Annotated in this window: 21 protein-coding genes; 11 read left to right on the top strand and 10 right to left on the bottom strand. The window is 45.9% G+C overall.

All coding sequences use genetic code 11. From position 1 onward, the window contains the following. Positions 1-59: 59 nt before the first annotated feature. From BO18_RS27955 to BO18_RS33730, 6 genes are all read left to right on the top strand, one after another. Complete coding sequence (locus BO18_RS27955) at positions 60-557, top strand: hypothetical protein (protein WP_034451203.1); 498 nt, start codon at positions 60-62, stop codon at positions 555-557. An 8-nt stretch (positions 558-565) separates the two neighbouring features. Beyond that, on the top strand, positions 566-2,074 hold the full coding sequence (locus BO18_RS27950; protein ID WP_034451202.1) for an IMP dehydrogenase: 1,509 nt from the start codon (positions 566-568) through the stop codon (positions 2,072-2,074). 43 nt (positions 2,075-2,117) lie between these two features. Continuing rightward, entirely contained in the window at positions 2,118-2,600 is a 483-nt protein-coding gene (gene greA, locus BO18_RS27945) for a transcription elongation factor GreA (RefSeq protein ID WP_034451201.1), read from the top strand. 46 nt (positions 2,601-2,646) lie between these two features. Next, entirely contained in the window at positions 2,647-4,152 is a 1,506-nt protein-coding gene (gene lysS, locus BO18_RS27940; protein WP_034451200.1) for a lysine--tRNA ligase, read from the top strand. 351 nt (positions 4,153-4,503) lie between these two features. Continuing rightward, a complete protein-coding gene (locus BO18_RS35195; RefSeq protein WP_185752605.1) occupies positions 4,504-4,653 on the top strand; it encodes a hypothetical protein in 150 nt (49 codons plus the stop codon). An 11-nt stretch (positions 4,654-4,664) separates the two neighbouring features. Beyond that, complete coding sequence (locus BO18_RS33730; protein WP_051689231.1) at positions 4,665-5,663, top strand: zinc-ribbon domain-containing protein; 999 nt, start codon at positions 4,665-4,667, stop codon at positions 5,661-5,663. 8 nt (positions 5,664-5,671) lie between these two features. On the opposite strand, the gene BO18_RS27930 is transcribed toward BO18_RS33730, so the two are convergent. The 10 genes from BO18_RS27930 to BO18_RS35190 form a co-directional block, all read right to left on the bottom strand. Next, complete coding sequence (locus tag BO18_RS27930; RefSeq protein ID WP_034451199.1) at positions 5,672-6,019, bottom strand: HEAT repeat domain-containing protein; 348 nt, start codon at positions 6,017-6,019, stop codon at positions 5,672-5,674. 318 nt (positions 6,020-6,337) lie between these two features. After that, positions 6,338-8,002 (bottom strand): putative bifunctional diguanylate cyclase/phosphodiesterase, encoded by a 1,665-nt coding sequence (locus BO18_RS27925; protein ID WP_185752604.1) that lies wholly within the window; start codon positions 8,000-8,002, stop codon positions 6,338-6,340. Positions 8,003-8,318: 316 nt separating this feature from the next. Then, positions 8,319-10,163: a GGDEF domain-containing protein gene (locus BO18_RS27920; protein WP_034451198.1), complete on the bottom strand. Its 1,845-nt coding sequence runs from the start codon at positions 10,161-10,163 to the stop codon at positions 8,319-8,321. A 15-nt stretch (positions 10,164-10,178) separates the two neighbouring features. After that, complete coding sequence (locus tag BO18_RS34565; protein WP_442856591.1) at positions 10,179-10,379, bottom strand: EAL domain-containing protein; 201 nt, start codon at positions 10,377-10,379, stop codon at positions 10,179-10,181. 126 nt (positions 10,380-10,505) lie between these two features. Continuing rightward, positions 10,506-11,663: an iron-containing alcohol dehydrogenase gene (locus BO18_RS27915; protein WP_034451197.1), complete on the bottom strand. Its 1,158-nt coding sequence runs from the start codon at positions 11,661-11,663 to the stop codon at positions 10,506-10,508. A gap of 120 nt (positions 11,664-11,783) precedes the next feature. Next, on the bottom strand, positions 11,784-12,707 hold the full coding sequence (locus tag BO18_RS27910; protein WP_034451194.1) for a radical SAM mobile pair protein B: 924 nt from the start codon (positions 12,705-12,707) through the stop codon (positions 11,784-11,786). Next, on the bottom strand, positions 12,683-13,381 hold the full coding sequence (locus BO18_RS27905; RefSeq protein ID WP_022762011.1) for a radical SAM mobile pair protein A: 699 nt from the start codon (positions 13,379-13,381) through the stop codon (positions 12,683-12,685). The genes BO18_RS27910 and BO18_RS27905 overlap by 25 nt, the downstream gene beginning before the upstream one ends. Next, a complete protein-coding gene (locus BO18_RS27900; RefSeq protein ID WP_034451192.1) occupies positions 13,378-13,815 on the bottom strand; it encodes a radical SAM mobile pair system MarR family transcriptional regulator in 438 nt (145 codons plus the stop codon). Before BO18_RS27900 ends, BO18_RS27905 begins: the two co-directional genes overlap by 4 nt. 122 nt (positions 13,816-13,937) lie before the next feature. Further along, positions 13,938-14,393 carry a GNAT family N-acetyltransferase gene (locus BO18_RS27895; protein ID WP_034451191.1) on the bottom strand — a complete coding sequence of 152 codons (456 nt, stop codon included), beginning with the start codon at positions 14,391-14,393 and terminating at the stop codon, positions 13,938-13,940. Positions 14,394-14,585: 192 nt separating this feature from the next. Beyond that, a complete protein-coding gene (locus tag BO18_RS35190) occupies positions 14,586-14,762 on the bottom strand; it encodes a hypothetical protein (RefSeq protein WP_185752603.1) in 177 nt (58 codons plus the stop codon). Between the two features lie 615 nt (positions 14,763-15,377). Here BO18_RS35190 and BO18_RS27890 point away from each other — a divergent pair. The 5 genes from BO18_RS27890 (at position 15,378) to BO18_RS35185 (ending at position 24,171) form a co-directional block, all read left to right on the top strand. Beyond that, positions 15,378-16,217 carry a ParA family protein gene (locus tag BO18_RS27890; protein WP_034451928.1) on the top strand — a complete coding sequence of 280 codons (840 nt, stop codon included), beginning with the start codon at positions 15,378-15,380 and terminating at the stop codon, positions 16,215-16,217. Beyond that, positions 16,171-17,121: a ParB/RepB/Spo0J family partition protein gene (locus BO18_RS27885; RefSeq protein WP_034451189.1), complete on the top strand. Its 951-nt coding sequence runs from the start codon at positions 16,171-16,173 to the stop codon at positions 17,119-17,121. The genes BO18_RS27890 and BO18_RS27885 overlap by 47 nt, the downstream gene beginning before the upstream one ends. Positions 17,122-17,127: 6 nt before the next feature. Beyond that, on the top strand, positions 17,128-17,526 hold the full coding sequence (locus BO18_RS27880) for a hypothetical protein (protein ID WP_034451188.1): 399 nt from the start codon (positions 17,128-17,130) through the stop codon (positions 17,524-17,526). A 340-nt stretch (positions 17,527-17,866) separates the two neighbouring features. Beyond that, on the top strand, positions 17,867-18,919 hold the full coding sequence (locus BO18_RS27875) for a hypothetical protein (RefSeq protein WP_034451187.1): 1,053 nt from the start codon (positions 17,867-17,869) through the stop codon (positions 18,917-18,919). A 116-nt stretch (positions 18,920-19,035) separates the two neighbouring features. After that, entirely contained in the window at positions 19,036-24,171 is a 5,136-nt protein-coding gene (locus BO18_RS35185; protein ID WP_034451186.1) for a SpaA isopeptide-forming pilin-related protein, read from the top strand. Positions 24,172-24,325 lie beyond the last annotated feature (154 nt).

The raw sequence follows: 24,325 nt of genomic DNA, 5'->3' as shown, positions 1-24,325 counted from the left end.
GACATTTCGCACCGTTTTGTTGTATAATCTTCTTTAAATCTTTTAAGGAGGAACTTAAAATGCCCATATTCCAGGATGCGAAGGGAAAGAATATTTCCAACTTCCAGAAGATGATCGATGAGAAGAAAAATACTATCCGCAAGTATTACGATGAGATAGGTCACCTCTATTACGGACAATATAAGGACGTCAATGTAGACATGACCAAGGATATCAACGCCAGGTGCGAATCCATATCCAATCTCTACATCGAGATCGAAGACTTGAATGTTAAGATCCTCCGCGAGAGAGGCCTCAAGAAGTGTGCGGTATGCAGCACGGAGAACAACCTCTCCAACGCATTCTGCTTTAAGTGCGGCGCAAGATTTGACGATGCAGATGCGGTTCCTGCAGACGTCATAGCTCCTCCGAACGCTTCAGCAACCCCCTCACGCGCCTCAGATAACAAACCTGCTCCTGCAGCCACACCCGTTGAGGCCCAGACAGTAGTTACAGATGCGATAATCGAAGCACCCAAGGCTATCGAAGATACAACAGATGACAACAAGGAGGAATAAGGGAAAACATGGCACAGATCTTCGAACAGGAATCAAGAACATTTTCAGAGTACCTTCTGGTACCTAACCTCACAACAGAAAGAAACACACCGGATCAGGTAGACTTGTCCGCCCCTGTAGCAAAGTACAGAAAAGGCCAGGAAGAGTCCCGCCTCAAGATCAATATCCCCATGACTTCTGCCGTAATGCAGGCAGTAAGTGACGACGGAATGGCCATTGCCCTCGCAAGATGCGGCGGTCTGTCATTCATCTTCCAGTCACAGTCCATCCAGTCGCAGTGCGACATGATCAGAAGAGTCAAGAAGTACAAGGCAGGCATCGTCGAGTCCGATTCCAACCTCTCTCCCGAGGACGACCTCGCAAAGGTTATCGAGCTCCATGAGAAGACAGGCCACGGTACTGCAGCCGTTACAGAAGACGGCACAGCCGAGGGCAAACTCTTAGGTCTTGTTACGACACGTGATTACCGTGTAAGCAGACTCTCACTCGATACAAAGGTCAAAGAGTTCATGACCCCCATCGAAAAGCTCGTTACGGCTCCCGAGGGCACTTCCCTTAAGGAAGCTAACGACATCATCTGGGACAACAAGATCAACCAGCTCCCTATCGTTGATTCCGAAGGAAGACTCGTAGGTCTCGTTTTCCGCAAAGACTATGAATTCCACAAGGCTAACCCCAATGAGCTCCTCGATGCGGAAAAGAAGCTCATCGTAGGTGCCGGCATCAATACAAGAGATTACGAAGAGAGGATCCCCGCTCTGCTCGAAGCAGGCGCTGACGTTCTCTGCCTCGACTCCTCCGACGGTTTCTCCGTATGGCAGGAAAGAGCTCTCAAGTGGTGCAAAGAGCATTATCCCGATGCCATCATCGGTGCAGGCAATGTTGTTGACGCAGAAGGCTTCAAGTTCCTCGCTGACTGCGGCGCAGACTTCATCAAGATCGGTATCGGCGGCGGCTCCATCTGCATCACACGTGAGCAGAAAGGTATCGGCTGCGGCCAGGCTTCCGCTGTTCTCGCAGTTGCCGAGGCACGTGACAAGTATTTCAAAGAAACAGGCATGTATATCCCGCTCTGCTCTGACGGCGGTATCGTTCACGACTATCACATGGCTCTGGCACTCGCCATGGGAGCAGATTTCCTTATGCTCGGACGTTATTTCGCAAGATTCGACGAGTCCCCTACGAGAAAGCTCCTTGTAGGCGGCACATATGTTAAGGAATATTGGGGCGAAGGCTCCAACCGTGCACGCAACTGGCAGCGTTACGATGACGGCGGCAAGGGCGGCAAGATGGCTTTCGAGGAAGGCGTTGACTCCTACGTTCCTTATGCGGGCAACCTCAAGGACGGTCTCGACGTCTCACTTGCAAAGGTCAAGGCAACAATGTGCTCATGCGGATCTTCCTCCATCGAGGAATTCCAGCAGAAGGCCCGTCTGGTCGTAGTATCCTCCACATCCATCATCGAGGGCGGCGCACACGACGTTATCCAGAAGGAAAACGACAGAACAGCAAGATAATTAAAACATCGATATAAATCTATATAAAACGAGGAGACACAAAATGACTGAAGAAATCATCAAGAAGCAAATTACCAAGGAAGGTTACGACGAACTGCAGAACGAGCTTTCCGAGCGTAAGACAACCAAGAGAAGCGAGATCGCCGCAAGGATCGAAGATGCCAAGGCACAGGGCGACCTTTCAGAGAACTCCGAATACGACGAGGCGAGAGCCGAGCAGGGCGAGAACGAGTCACGTATCGAAGAACTCGAAGCTATCCTCAAGGCTGTTGAAGTTGTTGACGATTCCAACCTTTCAACGGACAAGGTATCCCTGGGTTCCACAGTAACCCTCCAGAACACCGCTACAAAGCAGGAATACAAGTATAAGCTCGTAGGTGAATCCGAGATCGACTTCAAGAAGAAGAGGATCTCCGAGAACTCCCCTGTAGGAAGAGCAATCTCCAACCAGAAGAAGGGCAAGACAGTATCCGTCTCCACACCTTCCGGCATCATCAAGTACAAGATCATCAAGATCGAGAAGTAATCCTGTACACCGCATTTTCGAAAACTAAAAAGATTAGAGAGTAACTATGGCTAAGAAATTCGTACCTCAGACAGAACCTTTAAGTGCAGAAGAGATCCAGGAACAGACCAGATTCCGTATGGAGAAGCTCAAAGCCCTCCAGGAAGCAGGCAAGGATCCTTATGAAGAGCTTACATACGACGTTACAAACCACTCGACAGAGATCACCGGCGACTACGATTCTTTCGCAGGCAAGACCGTCAGAGTTGCAGGACGTCTCATGTCCAAGCGCGGCATGGGTAAGGTATCTTTCTGCGATCTTTACGACCGCAGGGGCAAGATCCAGATCTTCACAAAGATTGACAACCTTCCCGAGGAAGAGTACAAGGCGTGGCAGAACCTCGATATCGGCGACCTGGTCGGTGTTGAGGGCGAGGTCTACATGACCGAGAAAGGCGAGGTATCGATCCTCACCAAGTCCTATAAGCTCCTCGCCAAGTGTCTCCATCCCCTTCCGAACAAGTATCAAGGGCTCAAGGACACTGATATCCGTTACCGTCAGAGATACTTAGACCTCATCGTTAATCCCCAGGTTAAGGAGACTTTCGAAAAGAGATCAAAGGTCATCAAGGAGATCCGTAACTTCTTAGCTGACAGAGACTTCATGGAAGTTGAGACTCCCCTGCTCGTTACCAACGCAGGCGGCGCAGCTGCAAGACCATTCACGACACACTTCAACGCTCTTGATATCGACTTAAAGCTCCGTATCTCCTTAGAGCTCTATCTCAAGAGACTCCTTGTAGGCGGCTTTGAGAGAGTCTTCGAGATCGGCAGAGTTTTCCGTAACGAAGGTATGGACACACGCCACAACCCTGAGTTCACTCTCATGGAGCTCTACCAGGCATACACAGACTACAACGGCATGATGGAACTCACAGAGTCCATGTTCCGCTATGTAGCAGAGAAGGTATGCGGCACAACGCTCATCAAGTACGGCGACCTTGAGATCGACTTCGGCAAGCCTTTCGAGAGACTTACAATGAATGATGCGATCAAGAAGTATGCCGGAATCGACTTCGATACCGTCGATGGCGACGAGGCAGCGAAAAAACTTGCTGACGAGCACCACATCGAATATGAGACATGGCATACCAAGGGTGATATCGTAAACCTCTTCTTCGAGGAATACTGCGAGAAGAACCTTCTCCAGCCGACGTTCATCATGGACCACCCTATCGCCATCTCTCCTCTTACCAAGAAAAAGAAGGGAGAGCCCGAGAAGGTCGAAAGATTCGAGCTCTTCATCAATACATGGGAAATGTGCAACGCTTACTCAGAGCTCAATGACCCTATCGACCAGCGCGAAAGATTCGCCGCTCAGGACGCTACAGCCGAAGCAGGCAACGATGAAGCAGACCACACAGACGAGGACTTCCTCAACGCTCTGGAGCTCGGTATGCCCCCTACGGGCGGTATCGGCTACGGCATCGACCGTCTCGTAATGCTCCTGACAGACAGCCCGAGCATCAGGGACGTCCTGCTTTTCCCGACAATGAAGGACATCAGCAAGTAACAAACCCGCAAATGCCCTAATTCATTGCGTTTGCAGATGTTAGTTATGACTAACTTACACCAAACTTACACCATTCGTACACCAATGTACCGGATTAAGGGCCGTTGACAGAAAAATTCGCATATTTGACTTTTTTCCAAAACCCTGAGATTCACGTCTCAGGGCTTTGTTTTGCGTTTTTTCAAGGCTTTCGCTTGGAAGTTTACGGGGTTTCATTTACTACCGTCTCGGTTTTTCCCGTGAAAGTAGTATTCTAGTGCCATTTTCTGATCCTCCCGTTTCCAAAATCGCACATTGGACGTCTCCTACTCTTCCGCCTATCCTTATGGTGAGAAAATGGAGGTATTAGTCATGGTCATCACATGGGCCGGGACTCTGGCAGTTCTCCTGAACAAACTCTGGAGAACCATATTCAGACCCGAGAGAATAGAAGACAGCTTTGAAAAAACGATCAAGCGCTACGGCGTCTATTACTTCTGCATTGACGATCTCCCGCTATGAAACGAGGAACCGTGGCTGAGGAAAGACCGGAACTTGTGCGCCAGTGGCACAGAAGCAACACCGTCTCCCCTGATAAAGTCTCCTGCGGCTCTCATATGAAGGTCCGTTGGATCTGCGACAAAGGTCATGAATGGGAAGCTGTCGTTAAGAACCGGACTCTTCTTGGCAGCGGATGCCCATACTGCGAACACCGGGCTGTCCTGAAAGGCTACAACGACCTGTCTACGGTCGCTCCGGATCTCGCCAAGTCCTGGTCACCCAAAAATTCGACAAAACCGTCCGAATACGCAGTTTCTTCTAATACTGTGGTCCTTTGGGTCTGTGAGAACGGTCACGAATGGAAAGCACGCATAGCTGACAGAGCTGAAGGACACGGCTGCCCTTACTGTGCAGGTCACAGAGTCTGGAAAGGATACAACGACCTCTCTTCCACTCACTCTTCCCTTTTATCCGAGTGGTCCGATAAGAATAAGCTCTCCCCTGATGCCATTACATATAAGAACCGTTCGAAGGTCTGGTGGCACTGCAGCAAATGCGGTAACGACTATCAGGCTGTTATCTACGCCAAAGCAAACGGCCGTGTCTGTCCTTACTGCGTAGCCGGAGCGATAAAGCGTATCAGAGAAAAGAGACAGGCTGAAAAGAAGATATCCAAAGATTTCGGAAATCTCCTCCCTCAACTTGCTGTCATCTACTATGCCGGGAAGCGCGAAATGAAGGTCGTAACAGACTCCGAATACCCTGTAGGGATACCGGTCAGCACTTATATTCCCAATCTCAGCCTGATAATTGACGTCTGTGATTTTCCTAAAGAACTCTATATTAAGGAATATATATGTAAGGTGAACGGTATAAAGTATGTAAGCATGCCTCGAAAACTACCTGAAGAAGAGATAATCAGCCGAGTCATCAAGGCTTTCTATGATTCTCATATCCACGTTCATGTCTCCCCTACCGAAGACTTGGAAACTATAAGAAAGAGTTATAAGCAATGGAGCCAAAAGCTTTAGAACGACAATCAATACGTAATAACAGTATCTTTCAGCTGATCAAAGGCTCTCTTGGCAATCTGTCTTACATCCGGATCAGAATCAGCAAAAGCAAGCTTCTTAACATACTGCTCGCAATGCTTAGCTTTTATCTTGGCAGCAGAGTCAGCAGCCGTAGCTCTAACTCTGGGTACAGGGTCACGTAAGAGCTCGATCAGACCCATGCCGGACTCATAAGTAGGGATCATGCCCAGAGCTATGGCAACAGTCACTCTTACTTCATCGCTGGGGTTGCTGCTATATTTGAGTACGCCGCCGAGTTTCTGCTTAGCACCCAGTTTCAGTATCTTTTCCTTTATAGCGTCTTCGCGTGCCATGGCCTATCTCTCTATTATTTGGTAATAGATATCATTAATTACTTGCGAAGCAAGGAATTAACTGATAAGCGTAGATTATCAGTTAATTACTTGCGAAGCAAGGAATTAACTGATAAGCGTAGATTATCAGCGCCTCAGCCAAGTCGAAAAATACCAAACAAAATACTCGAATAATACCAAATAAGCCCCTAATTTCTCAGAGGCCTTGGATCGTTATATTCAAGATTATCCCAACAATTATATTGTTCACTGAAATTTGTATCTATAATCCGGTCGCCTGTAACATTGCCATTCTCAACAGAATGGATCTTAAACTGATCAGGTTTCAGATTGCGACTCGATCTCGTACTTTCTCTTGGCTATCCTGTCTTCAAAATCTGCCACAGGAAGAGGTCTGTCAAAGTAATAGCCCTGAGCGATATCACATCCGTTACTTCTCAGAGTGTTAACGTGTTCTATGGTCTCGACGCCTTCAGTAATGCATTCCATTCCCAGCTGATTTGTCATCGACACAACATGCCTGAACATTATGTTGCTTATATCGTTGTCTTTACCGTATCCGTCAGGCAGAAAACTCTTATCAATCTTTAATGTATCCCACGGAATATCCTTGATCAGATTTAGGGAGGAATAACCAATACCGAAATCATCTATCGATATCGAGAAGCCCATATTGCTGAGTTCAGTCGCCATCCGCTTTAAGTCACTGAATTCGACCTCGGATGTGGATTCGGTGAACTCGATCTCGATCAGTTCATGAGGCAGATCGTAACGGTCAACGATCTCAGCAATCGTCTCCGGGAGATATGCGTTATAAATGTGCTTTCTTGAGAAATTAATAGATATCCTTATCAGTTTTCTGCCTTCGTCTGACCAGCGCTTCATGTCCCTGCATACGCATTCGAGCATATGGAAATCAAGCCTGCATATCTCACTTGTCTGCTCAAGAACAGGTATAAACTCCGCAGGCGGTATGATCTTCCCTGCATGGAACCATCTGCAGAGAGCTTCGGCACCAACGAGGCTGCCGTTTACCACATTGACCTTAGGCTGATAGAACGGGATGAATTCGTTTCGTTCGAACGCTTCAGGGAAATACTGCTGGACACGCATGCTCTTTTCCTTTTTTTCTAGGAACTTCTCATCGTAGAAAACGATATTATCCATACCGCCGGTCTGCGCGATACGATAGGCATTGATAATGCTGCCCATGATCTCATCTGCCCTGACTTCATGATCACTCGGAATACGGAAAAAGCCGGCACTGGTTGAAATATTTACAACCATGCCTTTGGGTGCTTTTGCTTCTGTCTCTGTAAGATAATTGATCACGGTCTTCGTCTTATCCACAGAACACATTCCCACGAAATTGTCTCCGCCAAGACGGGCAAGCATTCCGTCCTCGCCGATGATCTCTTTGAGTTTGTTGTAGTGATCTAACATGATGACATCACCGGCACTTCTCCCGAACTCGTTGTTAATCAGCGAGAAATGCCTCAGATTATAACGGAATACCAGCTTGTTCGCTGTCCGCTTATTTTTTACAACATCATCGAGATATTCTCTCCAGTTACGGAGGTTAGGATACCCTGCTTCATCATAATAAGCAAGTTCATAAACAATATCCCTCATCCTGTTGCGGCTCACAAAACTAAGGACCGTCCTCATTACAAGTTCGACCTTTGACCTCTCCTCTTCAGTCAATGGTTCTTCGTCAGGCGCCATATATGTGGTAATGGTTGCCCTGGACATTACGCTTGTAACAGTCCGCAAGGTAAGGATCTCGTTACCTTCTTTACCGGTATCGAAACAACATAACGTCTCGCCTGTACCTTCCTGCTCTTCCTGTTGATTCTTGTATACTCTGGTAACCGCCTTAGAAAGCCTGAACATCGAACATATCTCAATAAGAAGATTCTCTATATGTTCAATATCGATATTGTCTATATCCGTCATGGCAGATATTAGACGTTCAAACAACATTAAGAAATGGCATTCTTTATCCGAAACAGCGGAATGGATACACGCATCAGAAAATTCAGGAACATACCTATTCGTCCCCGTTGCTCTAGGAGCCCGTTTTGTTTTATCCGTCTTTTTATCAGTCATAAAGACCTCAGCGTCTTCTTACGAGTTTAGTCTTCTTCTCTCCGCTTCATCCATAAATTAATACTAACACAGAGAAACGTTGAAATGTTGTTTCTACAAAACCATGACCGATTATTCTTATTTGTATATACCAACTGATAACTGGCGAAAACCATAACTGTTCACAGATTTCAAAGTGACTAAATGAGAACTAAATTCTTTGTTTTCTTCGAGCTTTTTTTACAAGATACATTTCTGCATCTGCCTGTTGGATGAACTCAATCAGTGTATCAGACTTGTCCGGGATCGCATTTATAAAGCCGACACTTGCCGAAAGCTCATATGGCTTATTCATCTCTTGGTTTTTCCTTTCGAGTTCAGCATCAAATCTTTTCTTGAATATATCAGCAAAATTATCCCCACGGCCTATGATTACGAATTCGTCTCCGCCAATTCTTCCGCATACATCCATAGAGCCGCATGACAATTCAATAGTCTCTGACACGGATTTGATCGTAAAGTCACCCTCAGAGTGACCATAAGTGTCATTAATTATCTTGAGACCGTCAACATCGATGAAAATAACAGAGAGTGCCGCTTGAGCCTGAATACATTCTTCAAATATATATCCGGCATTGATATTAAATCCGTTTCTGTTATAGATTCCACACAGAGGGTCAAGCACATTCAGTTTGGATATAGTTTCTATAGCGTTGCCTATACTCATTGTTATTGTATGACAGTGATTGCTGTATATAGGAAAATCTGTGTTCGACATGATGTAATATCCTAATATACGTGGGCCAAAATGAAGCGGAATATAGTAACTGACCTTGCCGCTGGTCAATTGCTGTTCAGGATGGAGTTGTTTGCTCGGGAAGGATTTTACAGCACTTCTTTCGCCGTGATCCCAAATAAGCGGAGCAGTCATTGCTTCAGGATAATTACCGCCGTCGTCATAGGAAAGTGTGTTATATGTCTTCTCCCAGTTGCTTACAAGACACAGAGAAAACTCTCCGCAATCTATTGCTTCTAGCCATTTACAGATAGCATCAGAACATTCATCGATGTTCTTTGCGACAGCTAATGCTGCGATCAGTCTGTTAAGAATATGGATACCCATATATGTCCGTTCGATCTTTAATGCTGTCTCTTTTCTGAATTCCAGAGCGTTATCTCTGTTGTCAGGATTACATCCGCAACTCTCGGCAAAGACCGGTTCTGCATCCATTATCGTGCTGCGCGGACTCTTTTCTCCCTGCATAAGGGAATACAAAACCTCGCAAGCTTTTACACCTGAGGCATACAAAGGTCTTTTCACGGTTGTAAGAACCGGGAATGCATTACGAGCATTGAAAGTGTTATCGAATCCGGTCACTGCAACATCTTCAGGCACTTTAACACCATTCAACTGAAGCTTATTCATTGCAGTCAGAGCCATGCTGTCGTTAGCACAGACAAAAGCATCTGGCAAACTGATTCCGGAATGCATAAAGTCATCTATAGCCTTAATTCCATCATAGCTGCGGAATTGACCTTTATGAAGGCGTCTTTCATCAAATTCCAAACCGTTCTCAGAAAGAGCGTCACGGAAAGCTTTGTATCTCTCCTGAGCCTCAGGATTGGTTTCAGGGCCGGAGATATAATTGAACACTTTATAACCATGCTCATTTATAAGATGCTCCACCAATCTTTTCATTACGGCATAATTATCAATACTTACATCGTGGAACTCCTCATAGTCATTGCACTCGAAAATAACTGTAGGAATGTTTGCAGCTTTAACCTTATCAATGATCGAATTCCTTATATCCAAGTTTGAAAAAGTGTTTGTCAAAAGAAGTGCACCATCAAAACTCGCGAGCTGTGCCAGTTTGTATATGCTGTATTCTCCGTCATCAAATGAACTGTTTTCTACAACACCGCCGAAAGACGCAAAATACGAAATATTGATTGCATGATTTCTGGCAAATTCATTGATGCCTTTTATTATCTGATATGGGTATTCCTCATCCATACCGCAAACAAAGGCTGCTACATTAAATATCTTTTTCATATCATGCCTCCTAATCTAATCAAACCACTGCTTTTCAAAACTCTCCAGATCAACCGGTTTTGAAAAGTAGAAAACCTGATACAGCTTGCATCCCATAGCATATAATCTCTCAAATTGTTTTGCTGTTTCTACGCCTTCTATGAGAGTATCTACACCAATCTTCTTTGACATGTCTATAATACTGCGATTTTTCTCGACAAAGGATCCCTGCTGTATACTTCCTGCTCTACTTTTTCATTTCCTTAGGAATGCTGTAAAGCTCTTTATCAAAATGTTTCGCGGCATACAGGCTGTTGCCGGTTCCTGTGAAATAGAAAATCATATCTCCTCAGTCTTATCTGCTCATCTGCATTCAAGAATGATCTCTTTGATTTCTTCCCGTGACAGCTGACGGGCATTGGTTGTGGTGACATTGCATGTCGCCGCAACCGCGGAAGCTGTTTCTTCAGTCACTTCGATTCCTGCTTCAGAGAATGTCATCGGCAGTTCAAGACATTTTATAAATTCACGCAGTTTCGCAATGCCTTCCTTCGCGGTTTCAAGCTGTGTTTTTCCTTCCGGATCAACTTCCATGACATTGACCGCAAAGCGGGCAAACATTTCAGAACCAGCTTCAACAATATGGTCATAATAGACCGGCTGCAGGATTGCCAGCTGGCGTCCGTGCGCCGCATGGGTATAAGCTGCCAGCATGTTTTCAATGCCATGGGCCTGGAAATCGCCGGGCTTGCCTGTATAGAAGCTGAACGACTGGATCAGGGAGGAATCCCACATCAGATTGGAGCGGATCTCCATATTGTCAGAATCTTTCATTAATGCTCTTCCGTTGCGGATGATATTCTTCATCAGGGATTCATTGATCTCATCCCAGACGTTTGTTCCCTGGCCGAAACAGGTTTCCATGCAGTGGCTCAATGAGTCAAATACACCCGGTGTAAAGGTGTGAAGCGGAACTGACATCACATAGGCAGGATCCTCAATGACAAAGTCTGCGTACGGACCGACGAATGTTTTCTTTTCATGTGTCTTTTCGTTTGTACACGCTCCGAGATGGTCCATCTCAGCGCCGGCGCCGGAAATTGTCAGGACAACTGCATATTTTCCCATCTTTTCTGGAATATTGTGTCTGATCATCTCTTCGTCCCAGATATCTCCCTCAATCTCTGCGCCGGCAGCCATGATCTTGGTGCTGTCAACAACTGATCCGCCGCCAAGGGCAATCATGAGATCAATGTTTTCTTTTTTATACATTGAGATTCCTTCCAGAATCTTTTCATAGGAAGGACTGGAAGCGACTCCGCCGAATTCAAACACAGTCTTGCCGCATTCTTCCAGGGTTTTTCTGACTTCATCCAGGATACCGTTCCTTTTGACGGAACCGCCGCCGTAAACGATCATTATATTCTTCCCGTATTTTTCCATTTCCTTAGAAAGGTATTTCTTTACACCGCCTTCCTCGAAATAGACCTTGACAGGCATGTGATAAATAAAATTCTGCATTGCTGTTCCTCCTTTTTCAGTTACAGTACACTGTAGTGTACAGCTAGACCCTTTTTGATATTCTTTATGGGTTAAAATTATCTCTCTGTTTGTCGACTAAATTCGTGATTTATTCTTCCATCAAGAATTATGTATTACATTTCTCTTTCCACTATTGGCAGTTCCTCTTACTTCTTCGTGGTAAAAGTAATCTACGATTGTTGGATGTCCTTTCTCTACTCTCTCATACGGAGTTTCATTATCAACAAACCTGCAATCATACTTTTTAGCCAGCTCTTCTGCTTTCTTTTCCAACGCTTCAAAATAGCTGCGGTTCTTTTTGTTATAAATTTCGTCATACAGCGGCACCAGATCCGGATGTTTATCGGAAATGTATTTCATGATATCTGCCTTAAAACCTCCGCGAAGATTCAGATTCTCAAGCCATACAAGGTCACACTGATCTTTTGTCCTGTCTATGATTGCTTCTATATCCGTAATCCCCGGGAAAACGGGTGAAATGAAGCAAATTGTACGAATGCCTGCCGCATATACCTCTTTCATTGCAGCAAGCCTTCTTTCTATGCTTACTGCCGCATCCATATCATCTTTAAACTCTTCATCGAGAGTATTGATTGACCATGATACTGTAAGTCTGCTATTTTCATTGATCTCTTTTAGCAGATCCAGATCTCTTAGTACAAGGTCTGACTTTGTGCAGATAAGTATGTCCGCACCACTGTCCTTTAGTTCTTCCAGAAGTCTTCTTGTATTTTTATATGTTTCCTCTAGCGGATTATAACCATCCGTAACTGTTCCAATGATTACCTTCTGGCCGGCATACTTCTTTGGATTCTTTATTTCAGGCCAGTCTTTCACATCCATGAAAGTTCCCCATTCCTCCGTATGCCCTGTAAAGCGTTTCATAAAAGATGCGTAGCAGTATTTACAGGCATGGGGACACCCCACATAGGGATTCACCGAATATCCTCCAATAGGAGTATTCGATTTTGTCATTACACTTTTTGTTTCTATATGATTTACTTTGATTTCTGGTTGTTCCATATCCTCTGTTCCTCCAGCACTTTGTTAAAAGCATCCGGCATTTCCTGTATCATTTCTTCTCCCATAATCGGAACAAGATCTTCTTTCCAGAATACAGGAATGTTCAGTTCATGAGCCTGTTCTGTCAATGAATAAGCCCACCCGGGATCTGTTTTAACAGTCCTGCTCTTTGCACCTGTCATGGTTCCCACCACAATCCAGTCAATGCCTGTAAGATCAACCTTACCCGGATCATCGAACAAAGGCTCAAAGGTAACATGATATTTTTTTGCCTTCACATTGCTCCGCAGTGCATCAATACGCCATAACTCAGACTTTCTCGTAACTGTAACGCCAAACCATGCATTATCAAGATCTGTTTCAAAAGACAGAAGATCCGGTCGTTTGGTAAGAAAAAGAAACTGGTGCTGAGGATTCTCTGCTATCTTTTTAAAGACTTCCTCTCTCCATTCCTCATGCCAGCCCGAGAGATCGCTCATGCCAGTCAGCAGAAAATTCTGCGGCTTTTTCTTTTCCATCATACGAAGCTTTCCTTGAAAAAACTGTGGCTTTTCAAAATCATCTATGATGTGATAACGCCTCGTATTGTTTCTGGCATAGCAGTACGGACATCCAACAGTGCACCCTATAACAAGATTCATGTTCTGAATCTGATCTTTAATACAGATACTCATTTGTCACTCCATTCCTCAAGGTTTACCCTGATGCGGTTAAGATACTCTTCAAACTGAAGAATCTCTTTATCCGTAAAATCACGATAATAAATATTCCCCATCTCATTGGATACGAAGTCATAAGCTTCTTTAAGTTCTTTGGCTTTATCTGTGAGGAACAGAAGAGTTTTTCTCTTATCAGCTTCATCCGTTTTGCGGCTTATCAGTCCGTTTTTTTCCATCCGCTCAAGCATGGTCGTAAGTGAAGTAATTGCAAGTCCGCTTTTCTCGGAAATAGTTTTAATAGGAACACCATCTTCCTGCCATAAGACATAAAGAATCCTTCCCTGAGCTCCGTTAAATGCATCAATGTTTTTTTCTGCCAGTATCCTCTCAAATATACGATCACCCAGCTGTTTTATTTTTGTAACAAGAAATCCACCATTTGTCTTCATAATTTAATACTCCTATATCGTAGTTTATACTACGATATAGGAGTATTTGTGTCAAGCACACATATCATAACTTCCGGTATAACGCGCTAACACATTATCTCTACAAACTTGAATTTGTCAGCCTAATCAAGCGTTTTTCTCATATATGCAAATGAAAGATCGCTGGGACCTTGCTCCACCTTATATATCTTATAGCCTAGCTTCTCGTACAAGTTGATATTGATATAGCTTTTTGTACATGTATAAAGCTCAAAAGCTTTTGCCTGTGTCAGTTCTTCAACTGCTGTCATCAGGGCGGTCGCTATACCCCTGTCCCTGTGTTCCTGCGCAACCATAACACGACCGATTTCGATGTGATCGCCGTTCTCCCTGCATCTTACAGCACCTATTATTTTCCCTGAATCATCCCTCTTGATCAGGACTGTCCAGTTGATGAAGTCTGCGCGGTTCTCCTCATACGACTCCATCAGGGCAGGCACATTCCTGCTGTTGATCATCTCAGCTTCGCTTTCAAATGCACGCAGCTGGAGATCATACAGCTCTTTTATATCCTTCTCTTTAGTATACTCATAGTCCATTTTGTTTTCTCTTAATAATCCTAATCCGGTCTCAATCTTAGCTCTGTATCATCAGGAATCCTGATCCTGGCTTTTCTCCCGGTCTTTCCAGTCCATATCCATAGCCCCTACAAACGCCGATTTGTCTTAGTCTATTATCCTGTGTATTATCTGTACCAAGGACCGCCCTTGGATACGGTCATTATAACATGCCTATTCAGGCAAGCCTGACATCCCCATCTTAACCGTAAGATCGCCAAGGCTCTTATCAAATTGGGCTTTGGAGATGGCACCACGCTCCAAAAAAGCCTCAAGAGTTTTCTTCTGTTCCAGATATAACTGAATCTTCTTTTGTTCAGGAGAAAGCCTCTCCCATTCTGCCTGTTCCATATAAATATATTTCCTTAATAACAAATATCACCGGGAAGGTATTATAGCACCCTGCTGGAACCAATAATGACCCGGATATCCCCTCTGAAAGTGCCTAAACGGCACTTTTTTTATGTCTATTTGTCAGATTTAAGACTACTTATGTCAAATTTCAGACTTCTTCCAAAACGACCGTGCGTTTTTGCCCTCTCCCATTCCTTACGGGTGAAGGAACGCATAAAGCGAACCCCTTCACCGTACATTGACAACTGAATAAAAAGAACCGAAAGGTACGTTACTTGTATCGGCGTTAAAATACCAAGCCAAGTTGACTCCGACCTCGCGATGACCTCCCCCTCCCGGGGAGAGAGCGATAAAGGGGATGAGTCAGAATCGGGGTTGCACCCCGAGGGAGGCGATGACAGATACAAAGTGATAATGATACTTCTTCGTAGTCACAGGCCGAGCGTCGAAGCGGGGTTCTCCCCCGTGATCCGTCACACCCAATGAGCGAAGCGGGGATAAATTCCACCGGGTGGGGGGCCCTTAACCCCTCCCATGATCTCGTAGCCAGCAATGCGAGAGCCTCAGGTTTTCAAACTTTTTAAGAAATCTAATTCAAAGGAGGATTATTCTTTGGAAGATAAATGCAAAGTAATTGCCATCGCCAATCAGAAGGGCGGCGTCGGCAAAACAACTACTGCAGTCAACCTTGGAGTAGCCCTGGCGAATACAGGAAAAAGAGTACTGTGCATCGACTGCGATCCTCAGTCCAGTTTGAGCCGCAGCTGCCAGATAAGCGACGATCCTGATTCGCTCGACGTAACACTTTCGGAGCTCATGGAATATGAGATGACCGGAGAAGATAAGGATTATTTATTAATTAATAATGCTATAAAGCAGTTCGAGAGTATCGACCTTATCCCATCCAACATCAGTCTTTCAGGTACCGAGACCGCTCTGTTCAACTGTATGAGCAGAGAGTCCGTACTGAAAAGGACCATCGAGCCCCTCAGAAAGAATTACGACATTATCCTAATTGACTGCATGCCCTCACTCGGCATGATGACTATCAACGCGCTGGTCGCAGCTGATTCGGTCATTATCCCTTGTGAACCGTCGTTTCTGTCGGTAAAAGGTCTGGACCTTCTGCTTCATTCGATAGCAAAAATTAAAAGACAGATTAATCCTACCCTTCAGATCGACGGCGTACTCATGACCATGGTCGACTCCCGCACGATCAATGCCAGGGAGATCACAAGCGCTCTGCGTGATGCGGTCGGTCATAATATTAATGTATTTAATATAGAGATTCCCCGATCAGTCAGAGCAACCGAATGTCCAAATATGGGTGAAAGCATATTCGTCCATGATCCCGGCGGCAGAGTAGCCATGGCCTACGAAGAATTGGCAAAGGAGGTGATCAGCCTTGAGAGAAAAGCCCAAACTAAACTTAGGCCTCACGGCATACGATGATCTCTTCAAAGACAATCAGGAACTTGCTGAGGGCAAGCTTCCCAAGATCTATGACATCCCTATCGAGCTAATTGATGAATTCCCTGATCACCCGTTCAAGGTGAGAATGGATGAAGATATGGATCAGCTGGTAGAGAGTATCAGAGAAAGAGGTCTTATCACTCCGATTACCCTGAGACCAAAAGAAGACGGACGCTATGAAATAGTATCCGGACACAGAAGAAAGAAGGCTTGCGAAATCGCAGGCCTTTCTTATGTAAAAGCAGATGTCAGAGAAATGAGCCGCGACGAAGCCATAATCCTTATGGTTGAATCGAATCTGCAGCGCTCAGTGATTTTACCCAGCGAAAAAGCATTCTCATACAAGATGCGTTTGGAAGCTCTAAAACGACAGGGAAAGAGAACCGATTTAACTTTGTCTCCAGTGGAGACAAAGTTACGAAGTAGCGCTGTTATAGCCAAAGAAATGGGAGATAGCAGAGCTCAGGTTGATCGTTATATACGTCTCACCGAACTTGTCCCTGATCTCTTAGATTTAGTAGATGACGGGAAGATCGCCCTGCGCCCCGCAGTTGAACTATCCTTTCTTTCACATGACGAGCAGCAAATGGTCTACAAGCAGATAGAACTCTGCGAATGCACTCCGTCGCATGCTCAGACAATCAGAATGCGTAAGATATCGGAGAATGGCGGACTTAATGCGGCCATGATCGAAGACATCATGCAGGAAGAAAAGCCTAACCAGCGGGAAAAGGTATCTGTTCCCTACGGTCAGGTACGCAAGTTTATACCGGAAAGCATACCTTTCGAGAAAACCGGAGACTACATCGTGCAGGCTCTGGAGTTCTACCAGAAGTACCGCTCCAAGGTTCCCAATCTAAATAATAAAAACAAAACGAGGTAATTAAAAATGGAAAATCAGGAAATGTATGAAGTATCAGGCAACAACACTGAGCAGAAGGCCGTTGAGATGGTCAAGATCACATTTGCCCGCAAGCTCGCCCGTCAGTTCACTTCCAAGAACGACAAAGAGATGGTAGCTGTTGCTATCCCCAATGCGGATCCCAACGACAAGAGTCCCTGGGAGGAATTCGTTGTTCCCGTGACAATGGTCCACAGCGATCATTATGGCAGCAAGGCATTATGGGTCAAGCTCCCTGCCGACGGTTCCACTACACTTTCAAGATCCGAGAAGCCTTCCGCAGAGAACGGCGAATGGACAAGAACGGAGAGAACCGTTGACAACAAGACCTTGAAATCAATGGTCGAAGCTTACAAGCTCAAGCCTAAGACTCAGAACGCGAGATGACGAAGCAAAGGGGCGGTGCCAATAATAAACACGTGTAATGATGTGCGTGTGTGTTTATTAGCGCTCCCCTTCCTTCCCCCCATACCCCCTAACTAACCCTTTCAAGATTTATAAGATTAACCAGCTAAAAGAGAAAGTGTTAAGTCCTACGTAAGACAGCAGTAAACTTAGAGTATCAGGTTAGAAAGTATCCTGATGGTAAATCGCACATTTAACCTTTTGTGATTGCTGTTTTAAGATGCTGGTAACAGGTTATGAGATTGACAGACTTGAAGCATGAAATACTTGAGTCTTTAACTCTTATTAGCCGGGTATTCTTAAAGAAAAGGGGAAGATCGATATGAAGACCAGAGTAAAGGCGATTATCGGAATAACAGGAATTGCTCTTGTTGTAGGTCTTACGGGATGTAATGAGTATGATACACCCGAAGTTTCTTCTTTTAGCACAGTCATTACACAAGATAATACTTCAGAGTCTTTAAGAGAAAACGATGCTTCAGTTTCAAACGATACGGCTGAAACATCTTCTCTTATTTTGCAGGTAAACGGATCAGAATCGAAAAAGAACCCGGAAGTTAATAAACCGGATAAAACAAAAGTCACGGATACGGTTGAAGCTACAGAACCGACTGCTAATAATACCGAACGCGCAAGTAACACGCGTGAGGATGACACCGGTTCCTCACAAACAAATACGCGGACTACTGCAACTCCTTCTCCGAAACCTACCAAGGTTCCCGATGTCACAAATACGCCCAAGCCGACAGTGCGTGCAACTTCGACACCTACACCAAAGCCGGTTAATACGAACAAGCCTACGGCAACGCCGAAACCGACTTCGGCCCCGAAAGTTACAAACACACCTACGCCAAAGCCGACTGCGACATCAACACCCAAACCTGCTGCAACAAACACCCCGAAACCGACGGCAACTCCTACGCCTAGAGCTACGGCTACACCTAAGCCGACTGCTTCTCCGACACCAAGGCCTACGAATACGCCTACACCCAAACTGACGGCGACACCTACTCCGGAACCTACCACCACACCGACCCCCGAACCTACGGCTACACCTACACCGGAGCCAACCGCGACTCCGACACCTGTACCCGATCCTGATCCAGTAGCTGCTATCGTTGAAGTCAATTACACGGTCAGCGGTTATGACGATGACGGCAACGGAGACTTTGTTAAAGTGACCTTTACCAGAGAATACGTTGTTCAGCCGCTTTCAGACACGGAATATCATTCATACAATCCCTACGATTATGTTCTCTACGACTATCAGGAGGATATTGACGGTCTGTATGCGGAGTTCTACAGCGTATATCCTACGGGTGTCGTTTCAGGGTACTCTTCTTCACCGCACATCATCGGTTTTGTCGATGACTGATCAAAAGCTTATAAGTCCCGGCCGCTACAGACCGGGACTTATTCATTAAACCCAAAGTAAACCTCGCAATCTTTTGCGGGGTCTTTTTATTTCAAGAAAACAAGGAGGAAATCAGAATGAAGGATTCAACAAGAAAGATCATCCTTCTCGCTAACAAGGCCCGCAGCGCCATTGCCGGAAACCGCATCGCAAGGCGTGCCGTTTCCGCATTTGTCGCACTCTCGTTAGTCATCTCCCCACTCACGCCTGAGCTTGCAGTATATGCAGCCGAGAACGTGACACCGGACGAGACTATCGAGGAACAGACATCTGAACAGTCTGAGCCTGATGTAACTGAGGCTATCCTGCCTACAGAATCACTGGTCCCGGACTTTTCAGACTATGCCGTAGACGAGCCTGTTATCGTGGAGAATGATGAAGACATCGATGTTACCGATCCTTCGGACAGCATCGATACCACCGCTCCCCCCACAGAGCAGACAGAAGAAACTTCCGAGACATCTGCTGAAACATCAGAGTCAGCAGAAACAACGGAACCGTCTTCTTCTGAAACGACTGAGGTTACAGAGACAACACAGCCTGAGCCAACCGAAACAACAGTAGTTGATCAGCCTGTTGAGGAAACAAAGAGCAACATAATCAAGGCAGCTTCTGCTGACGAGTATTATGACCTCGTTTCCAAGCTCCCTGAAGGCTATCAGAGACTGATCGTCGACACTAAGGCTGATCTCTCTTCCCTCGTTTGCGCTGACGGTGTCTACTACGACGGCACTTATATCCTTGTCTTCGATGACTCAGACACGACAGCTTCTGCAATCGTTTACTGCGACAAGATGGGATACGAGTATGCAATCGACGGCACTCTCGGTGTTTGCGGTAATTTCGGTCCCGTGATCTCTTACGGCGCCATTAATCCCGCAGCAAAGACAAAGGTTGCCGTTATTGACACAGGTTCCAACCTCGCAAATGAGAGATACTCCGTTATCGGTGATGATGTTGCTGACCACAACGGGCATGGTACAGCCATGTGCGACTTCATCTTAAACGAGACAACTGATGCTTATATCATCTCCATCAAGGCGATCGGTGATGACGGCAGAGGCAATATGACTGATGTTTATGCCGCCGTACAGCTCGCAGAAGATCTCGGCGTCAGTTATATCCTCATGGCGATCTCTATCAGAGACAACGGTCAGTACGATGCATTCAGATCCCTGATCGAAAGCACAAAGGCAAAAGTGTTCGCATCCGCAGGTAATAACGAAGCAGATGCTTCCGGTTATCTCCCCGCAGGCGTTAAAAACGTAATGACCATTGGTGCTGTAAACAGCGATTCCATGCTGACCTTCTCAAATTACGGCACCTCAGTTGATTACTTTGTCATGAGAGCGAACTCTACTTCAGAAGCGGCAGCAACAGCTTTGGGCTGGTATATCAGAGATGCCGCAAACATGAAGGATATCCTTGGCTCTTACAGAGCATATAAGCCTTCAGGTGACGGATACTGCTATTACGTCGGCTCATCCGAATACTTCGTTACGGATTCACCCAGTTCAAGCGGTTCCGGTTATGAAGTCTATTCAACTGTAGATGGTTCAACAAGCACTTCTGACGATGACAACTGCATCGTTTACTACGACGACTATATCTCAGGTTGGGATAACCCGAACCAAAGAAGAATGTATGTCTACTACGAAGGCTCAAGCAATTACGATACCTGGGATAAGTCCGTATATTGTATTGAGTGGGACCAGACAAGTCCTGCAAGCGGCAAGGCATACTACAACTGCCACCCGAGCGTATTGAACCAGACAGTCAAGGTTGGAAGCTATACCGTTACAAGAGAGCAGTACTTACAGGCTATCTTCGCTTTCGGTCCCGGCGGCCGTTTATCAAGTTATGCAAAATCCTGGCTTGATTCGCACGACAAGTCCGGTGCTCTCAAGGATCACGGCACATACGGCAGATATATCCTGACTCATATCCTGGCTGATATGGCATTTGACGGTGAGACAACGACATCCTGGGGTTCTACCGCATGGATGAACCTTGTTGCAGACTATGCAAAGTATATCGTCAGTGTACGCATGGGCGGAACAACATTGTATTCTTCCGGTCATCCGTTACAGCTTACCGGTTGGTGGGTTCAGGTATGTGAGGCCGGACAGTATCCAGACAGTTTCCAGAAGATGGCGTTCGGCAACGTAACACTCACACCGATCAACACGCCTACTCCGACAAGCAGTCCCACACCGACTCCCACGAACAGCCCTACTCCTACACCTACAAACAGTCCGACACCTACACCGACCAATAGTCCTACGCCGACACCTACGCCTAAGGCATATGTTGCTGCAAGCAAATCTCTCGGCACGAACTATCAGCTCCTGAGGAACAGGACATACACGTTTGTACTCCGTGACAATACGGCAAATGCACAGGTTGCAACGGGTACCGCTAAATTCGATGCAAATGCTACGAACAACACGACTGTATCAGTAACATGGTCGAACATCGCTAGCGGATATACTTCCGCATCGAACAACAGAGTACAGGTCGTTCCCGGACACACATACGAAATTCGTGAGACAGTTACAAGTGTTGAAGGCCGTGCTCTTGATACACCTTCAGGCTGGTCAAAGAGCAGTGACGGCACATACTTCTACAAGACATTCACGGTAAATGCCGACAACACAACCACCATCACGCTTACTAACGACACGACAGTTCCGCTCACTCTTACAAAAGCGTCAACCGACACTTCCAAGACAAACGGAAACAGTGCTTACAATCTTGCAGGAGCAAAGTATGTGCTTGCAAAAGACACCGCGTTCTCAGCTTCCAGCACAGTCGGAACTTTCACCATGAAGGCGGACGGTTCTGCTGACAAGAACATCAATGTGGTATGCGGTACAACCTACTACCTCAAGGAGACAGAACCTGCTTCAGGCTATGATCTTGATACGGCTGTTTACAAGATCGTGATCGCCGCAAACGGTACTGCAACAGTTTCCGTACAGTCAGGCACTGCACCAAAAGCACCGACTTGTACTAACGGCAACCCCATCGTTATCGGAATCTTCGACAGACCGAAGGATACGCAGATCAGTCTTACCAAGGCTTCTGCCAACCCGGGTGTAACGAATAACAATAGCTGCTACTCCCTGAACGGTACAACCTATAAGCTCTATTCGTCAAAGGCTGATGCCAATGCGAACACCAACGCTTTAGCAACGTTCACGGTTAACGCAAACGGAGTTACTACAACAAAATACACGGTTACTTACGGCACTACCTACTATCTCAAAGAGACCGCAGCCGGCAAGGGATATGACCTCGACATGAATATCTATACCGTTACGGTAAGCACGGCTGGCGTTGTTTCCGTTGACAGGGGTGTCAAAACAACAAAGTCCGGTGATGTTTACTATATGAATATGACGGATATCCCGGGCCGTGACCCTCTTACCATTTCCTTAAGGAAGGTCGATAAGACAGGCAACGTTGTTCATAACGCATCTTTCTCCGGAGCCAAGTTCAGGATCTCCTACTACGCTCAGGACCTTGGTGCAAGCGGTAACAGCAATGCTGAAGCTACCGTAATTTATGAGTACACCTTGAGCGGAAGTTCCGCAACGATCAAGCTTTCCGATCTCCAGGCACTTACACCTGTCGGCGGAAACGATAAGAACTACCTCAAGAACCTCTCAGGCACACAGTATCCGTATGGCACGATCCGTATTCAGGAGATCGAAGCACCTGCCGGATATATGCTGAACGATCAGATCGTCAGGATCCGCCTCTTGGATGACGGAACTACTCCCCGTTATGTTGAGAACAACTCATCTTACGGCACGGGAAATAAGATGTACTGGGAACACCTCGCTGACGGAACAATGCAGCTCACTGAGCTTCCCGAAGTCGGATACTACTCTCTTACAAAGTCTCTTGAAGACAAGACTATCCGCTCTTCCGTCGCTGGCTTTAAGTTTGAACTCTACAACATGAGTTCTCAGGCAACTCCCGTACAGATCGCGACCGGTGTATCACAGTCAGACGGAAAAGTCCTCTGGACATATACGGTACCGAACTACTACTCCAACACCGATACGTCAAAACTCTTAACAGGAACAACGACATATAACCTCGAACTTCCCGCAACAGAGAAAAATGCTTCAGGTACTGAGGTAAACATTCAGTATCAGGTACGTGAGATCAAGAGTTCCGTTGCCATCGCATACGGAGCATCCGGCATTCCTTATACCTACTCAATTCCTGCAGGCTGGAACAATGCAGCCGATTACTTCTACAAGGCAGTAACGGTCAACAGCAGCTCCACGGTTAAACAGGACGGTATAGTAAACAACTACGAGTACACAGGAATCAATGTTAACAAGGTCGTACCTTCGGGCAATCCTTTCGACATGACCAAGGTCACCTTCAAGCTCTACAATACCGACAGCAACAAACTCATTGCCAATGGTTCTGTAGACAGCAAGGGCAACGTTACCTGGAACAGAGTCGACAAGACAGGTTTTGGCATCACTCCCGCTTCAAGCGTAAATGTCATAAACTTCCTCCCTCTCGGCCACTACCGCATTGAAGAGACCTGGGATAAGGAATATGTTGACGGTGTCCTCATTGAGGAACACAACAACAGCGGCTGGACAAAGACAGAAACGGCTACTGCTTACACCTATTCCAAGACACTCGATCTTACGGCTAAATCAAATAACGGAAAGATCACTGCTTTGGCTGTAGAAAACGAAAAGGACGTCCAGAAGTTCAACCTCACCAAGCAGGTCACTGCCGCAGGTGATGCTTCCACTGTTACCGCACAGCTTTACAAAGTAAACGGCGGCACTGAGACACTCATTGCTACGGGTACTGCAAAGACAAACGGTATTGGAACTTACGGTTTCACATGGACCTATTCCGGTAAACACACGACAGAAGATGGCCTTGATACTCTCATACTTCCTGTCGGAAAGTACCGAGTAGTTGAGCTCTGCCCTGTTACTTACTACAAGAACACGCAGATTCCTTATACCTACAAGACACCTGAGGGTTTTGCTTCCAGAACAGTCAACGGCAAGCTTCAGTTCTACAAGGACTTCGAGCTTAAGGCAGGAAGCTATGCAACTCTCAAGTCGACAGTAACCAATGTAAGGACTGAAGGCTCATTCAAGATCGTTAAGATGGAGCGCTCCGGTGAAGGCACAAACAAGACTTTCACATTCGAAGGAATATGAATACTATTTTGTTAATACTCAATTTGAAGAATACGGTGAAATAGTAGAAGCTCTTTTCCTAAAAGGACCAGGCGAACTATATGGTAACGCTTATGTCAAAGAATAAGCAAAGGTAAAGCTACACCTTATGTCCGAACATGATCAGCATGAAAAC

This window comes from Butyrivibrio sp. AE2032, from assembly GCF_000702965.1.
Note: the sequence above shows the minus strand (reverse complement) of the source record. Positions and strands in the feature narration are given on the sequence as shown.

What these genes read in the sequence shown, in the direction of transcription:
- BO18_RS35195 (WP_185752605.1), top strand. Translation starts at nt 4,504, where the DNA reads ATGGTCATCACATGGGCCGGGACTCTGGCAGTTCTCCTGAACAAACTC.
- BO18_RS27925 (WP_185752604.1), bottom strand. Translation starts at nt 8,002, where the DNA reads ATGTTGTTTGAACGTCTAATATCTGCCATGACGGATATAGACAATATC.
- BO18_RS27900 (WP_034451192.1), bottom strand. Translation starts at nt 13,815, where the DNA reads ATGAAGACAAATGGTGGATTTCTTGTTACAAAAATAAAACAGCTGGGT.
- BO18_RS27950 (WP_034451202.1), top strand. Translation starts at nt 566, where the DNA reads ATGGCACAGATCTTCGAACAGGAATCAAGAACATTTTCAGAGTACCTT.
- BO18_RS27930 (WP_034451199.1), bottom strand. Translation starts at nt 6,019, where the DNA reads ATGGCACGCGAAGACGCTATAAAGGAAAAGATACTGAAACTGGGTGCT.
- BO18_RS27875 (WP_034451187.1), top strand. Translation starts at nt 17,867, where the DNA reads ATGAAGACCAGAGTAAAGGCGATTATCGGAATAACAGGAATTGCTCTT.
- lysS (WP_034451200.1), top strand. Translation starts at nt 2,647, where the DNA reads ATGGCTAAGAAATTCGTACCTCAGACAGAACCTTTAAGTGCAGAAGAG.
- BO18_RS27920 (WP_034451198.1), bottom strand. Translation starts at nt 10,163, where the DNA reads ATGAAAAAGATATTTAATGTAGCAGCCTTTGTTTGCGGTATGGATGAG.
- BO18_RS27905 (WP_022762011.1), bottom strand. Translation starts at nt 13,381, where the DNA reads ATGAGTATCTGTATTAAAGATCAGATTCAGAACATGAATCTTGTTATA.
- BO18_RS27910 (WP_034451194.1), bottom strand. Translation starts at nt 12,707, where the DNA reads ATGGAACAACCAGAAATCAAAGTAAATCATATAGAAACAAAAAGTGTA.
- BO18_RS35185 (WP_034451186.1), top strand. Translation starts at nt 19,036, where the DNA reads ATGAAGGATTCAACAAGAAAGATCATCCTTCTCGCTAACAAGGCCCGC.
- BO18_RS27895 (WP_034451191.1), bottom strand. Translation starts at nt 14,393, where the DNA reads ATGGACTATGAGTATACTAAAGAGAAGGATATAAAAGAGCTGTATGAT.
- BO18_RS35190 (WP_185752603.1), bottom strand. Translation starts at nt 14,762, where the DNA reads ATGGAACAGGCAGAATGGGAGAGGCTTTCTCCTGAACAAAAGAAGATT.
- BO18_RS27915 (WP_034451197.1), bottom strand. Translation starts at nt 11,663, where the DNA reads ATGCAGAATTTTATTTATCACATGCCTGTCAAGGTCTATTTCGAGGAA.
- greA (WP_034451201.1), top strand. Translation starts at nt 2,118, where the DNA reads ATGACTGAAGAAATCATCAAGAAGCAAATTACCAAGGAAGGTTACGAC.
- BO18_RS27955 (WP_034451203.1), top strand. Translation starts at nt 60, where the DNA reads ATGCCCATATTCCAGGATGCGAAGGGAAAGAATATTTCCAACTTCCAG.
- BO18_RS27880 (WP_034451188.1), top strand. Translation starts at nt 17,128, where the DNA reads ATGGAAAATCAGGAAATGTATGAAGTATCAGGCAACAACACTGAGCAG.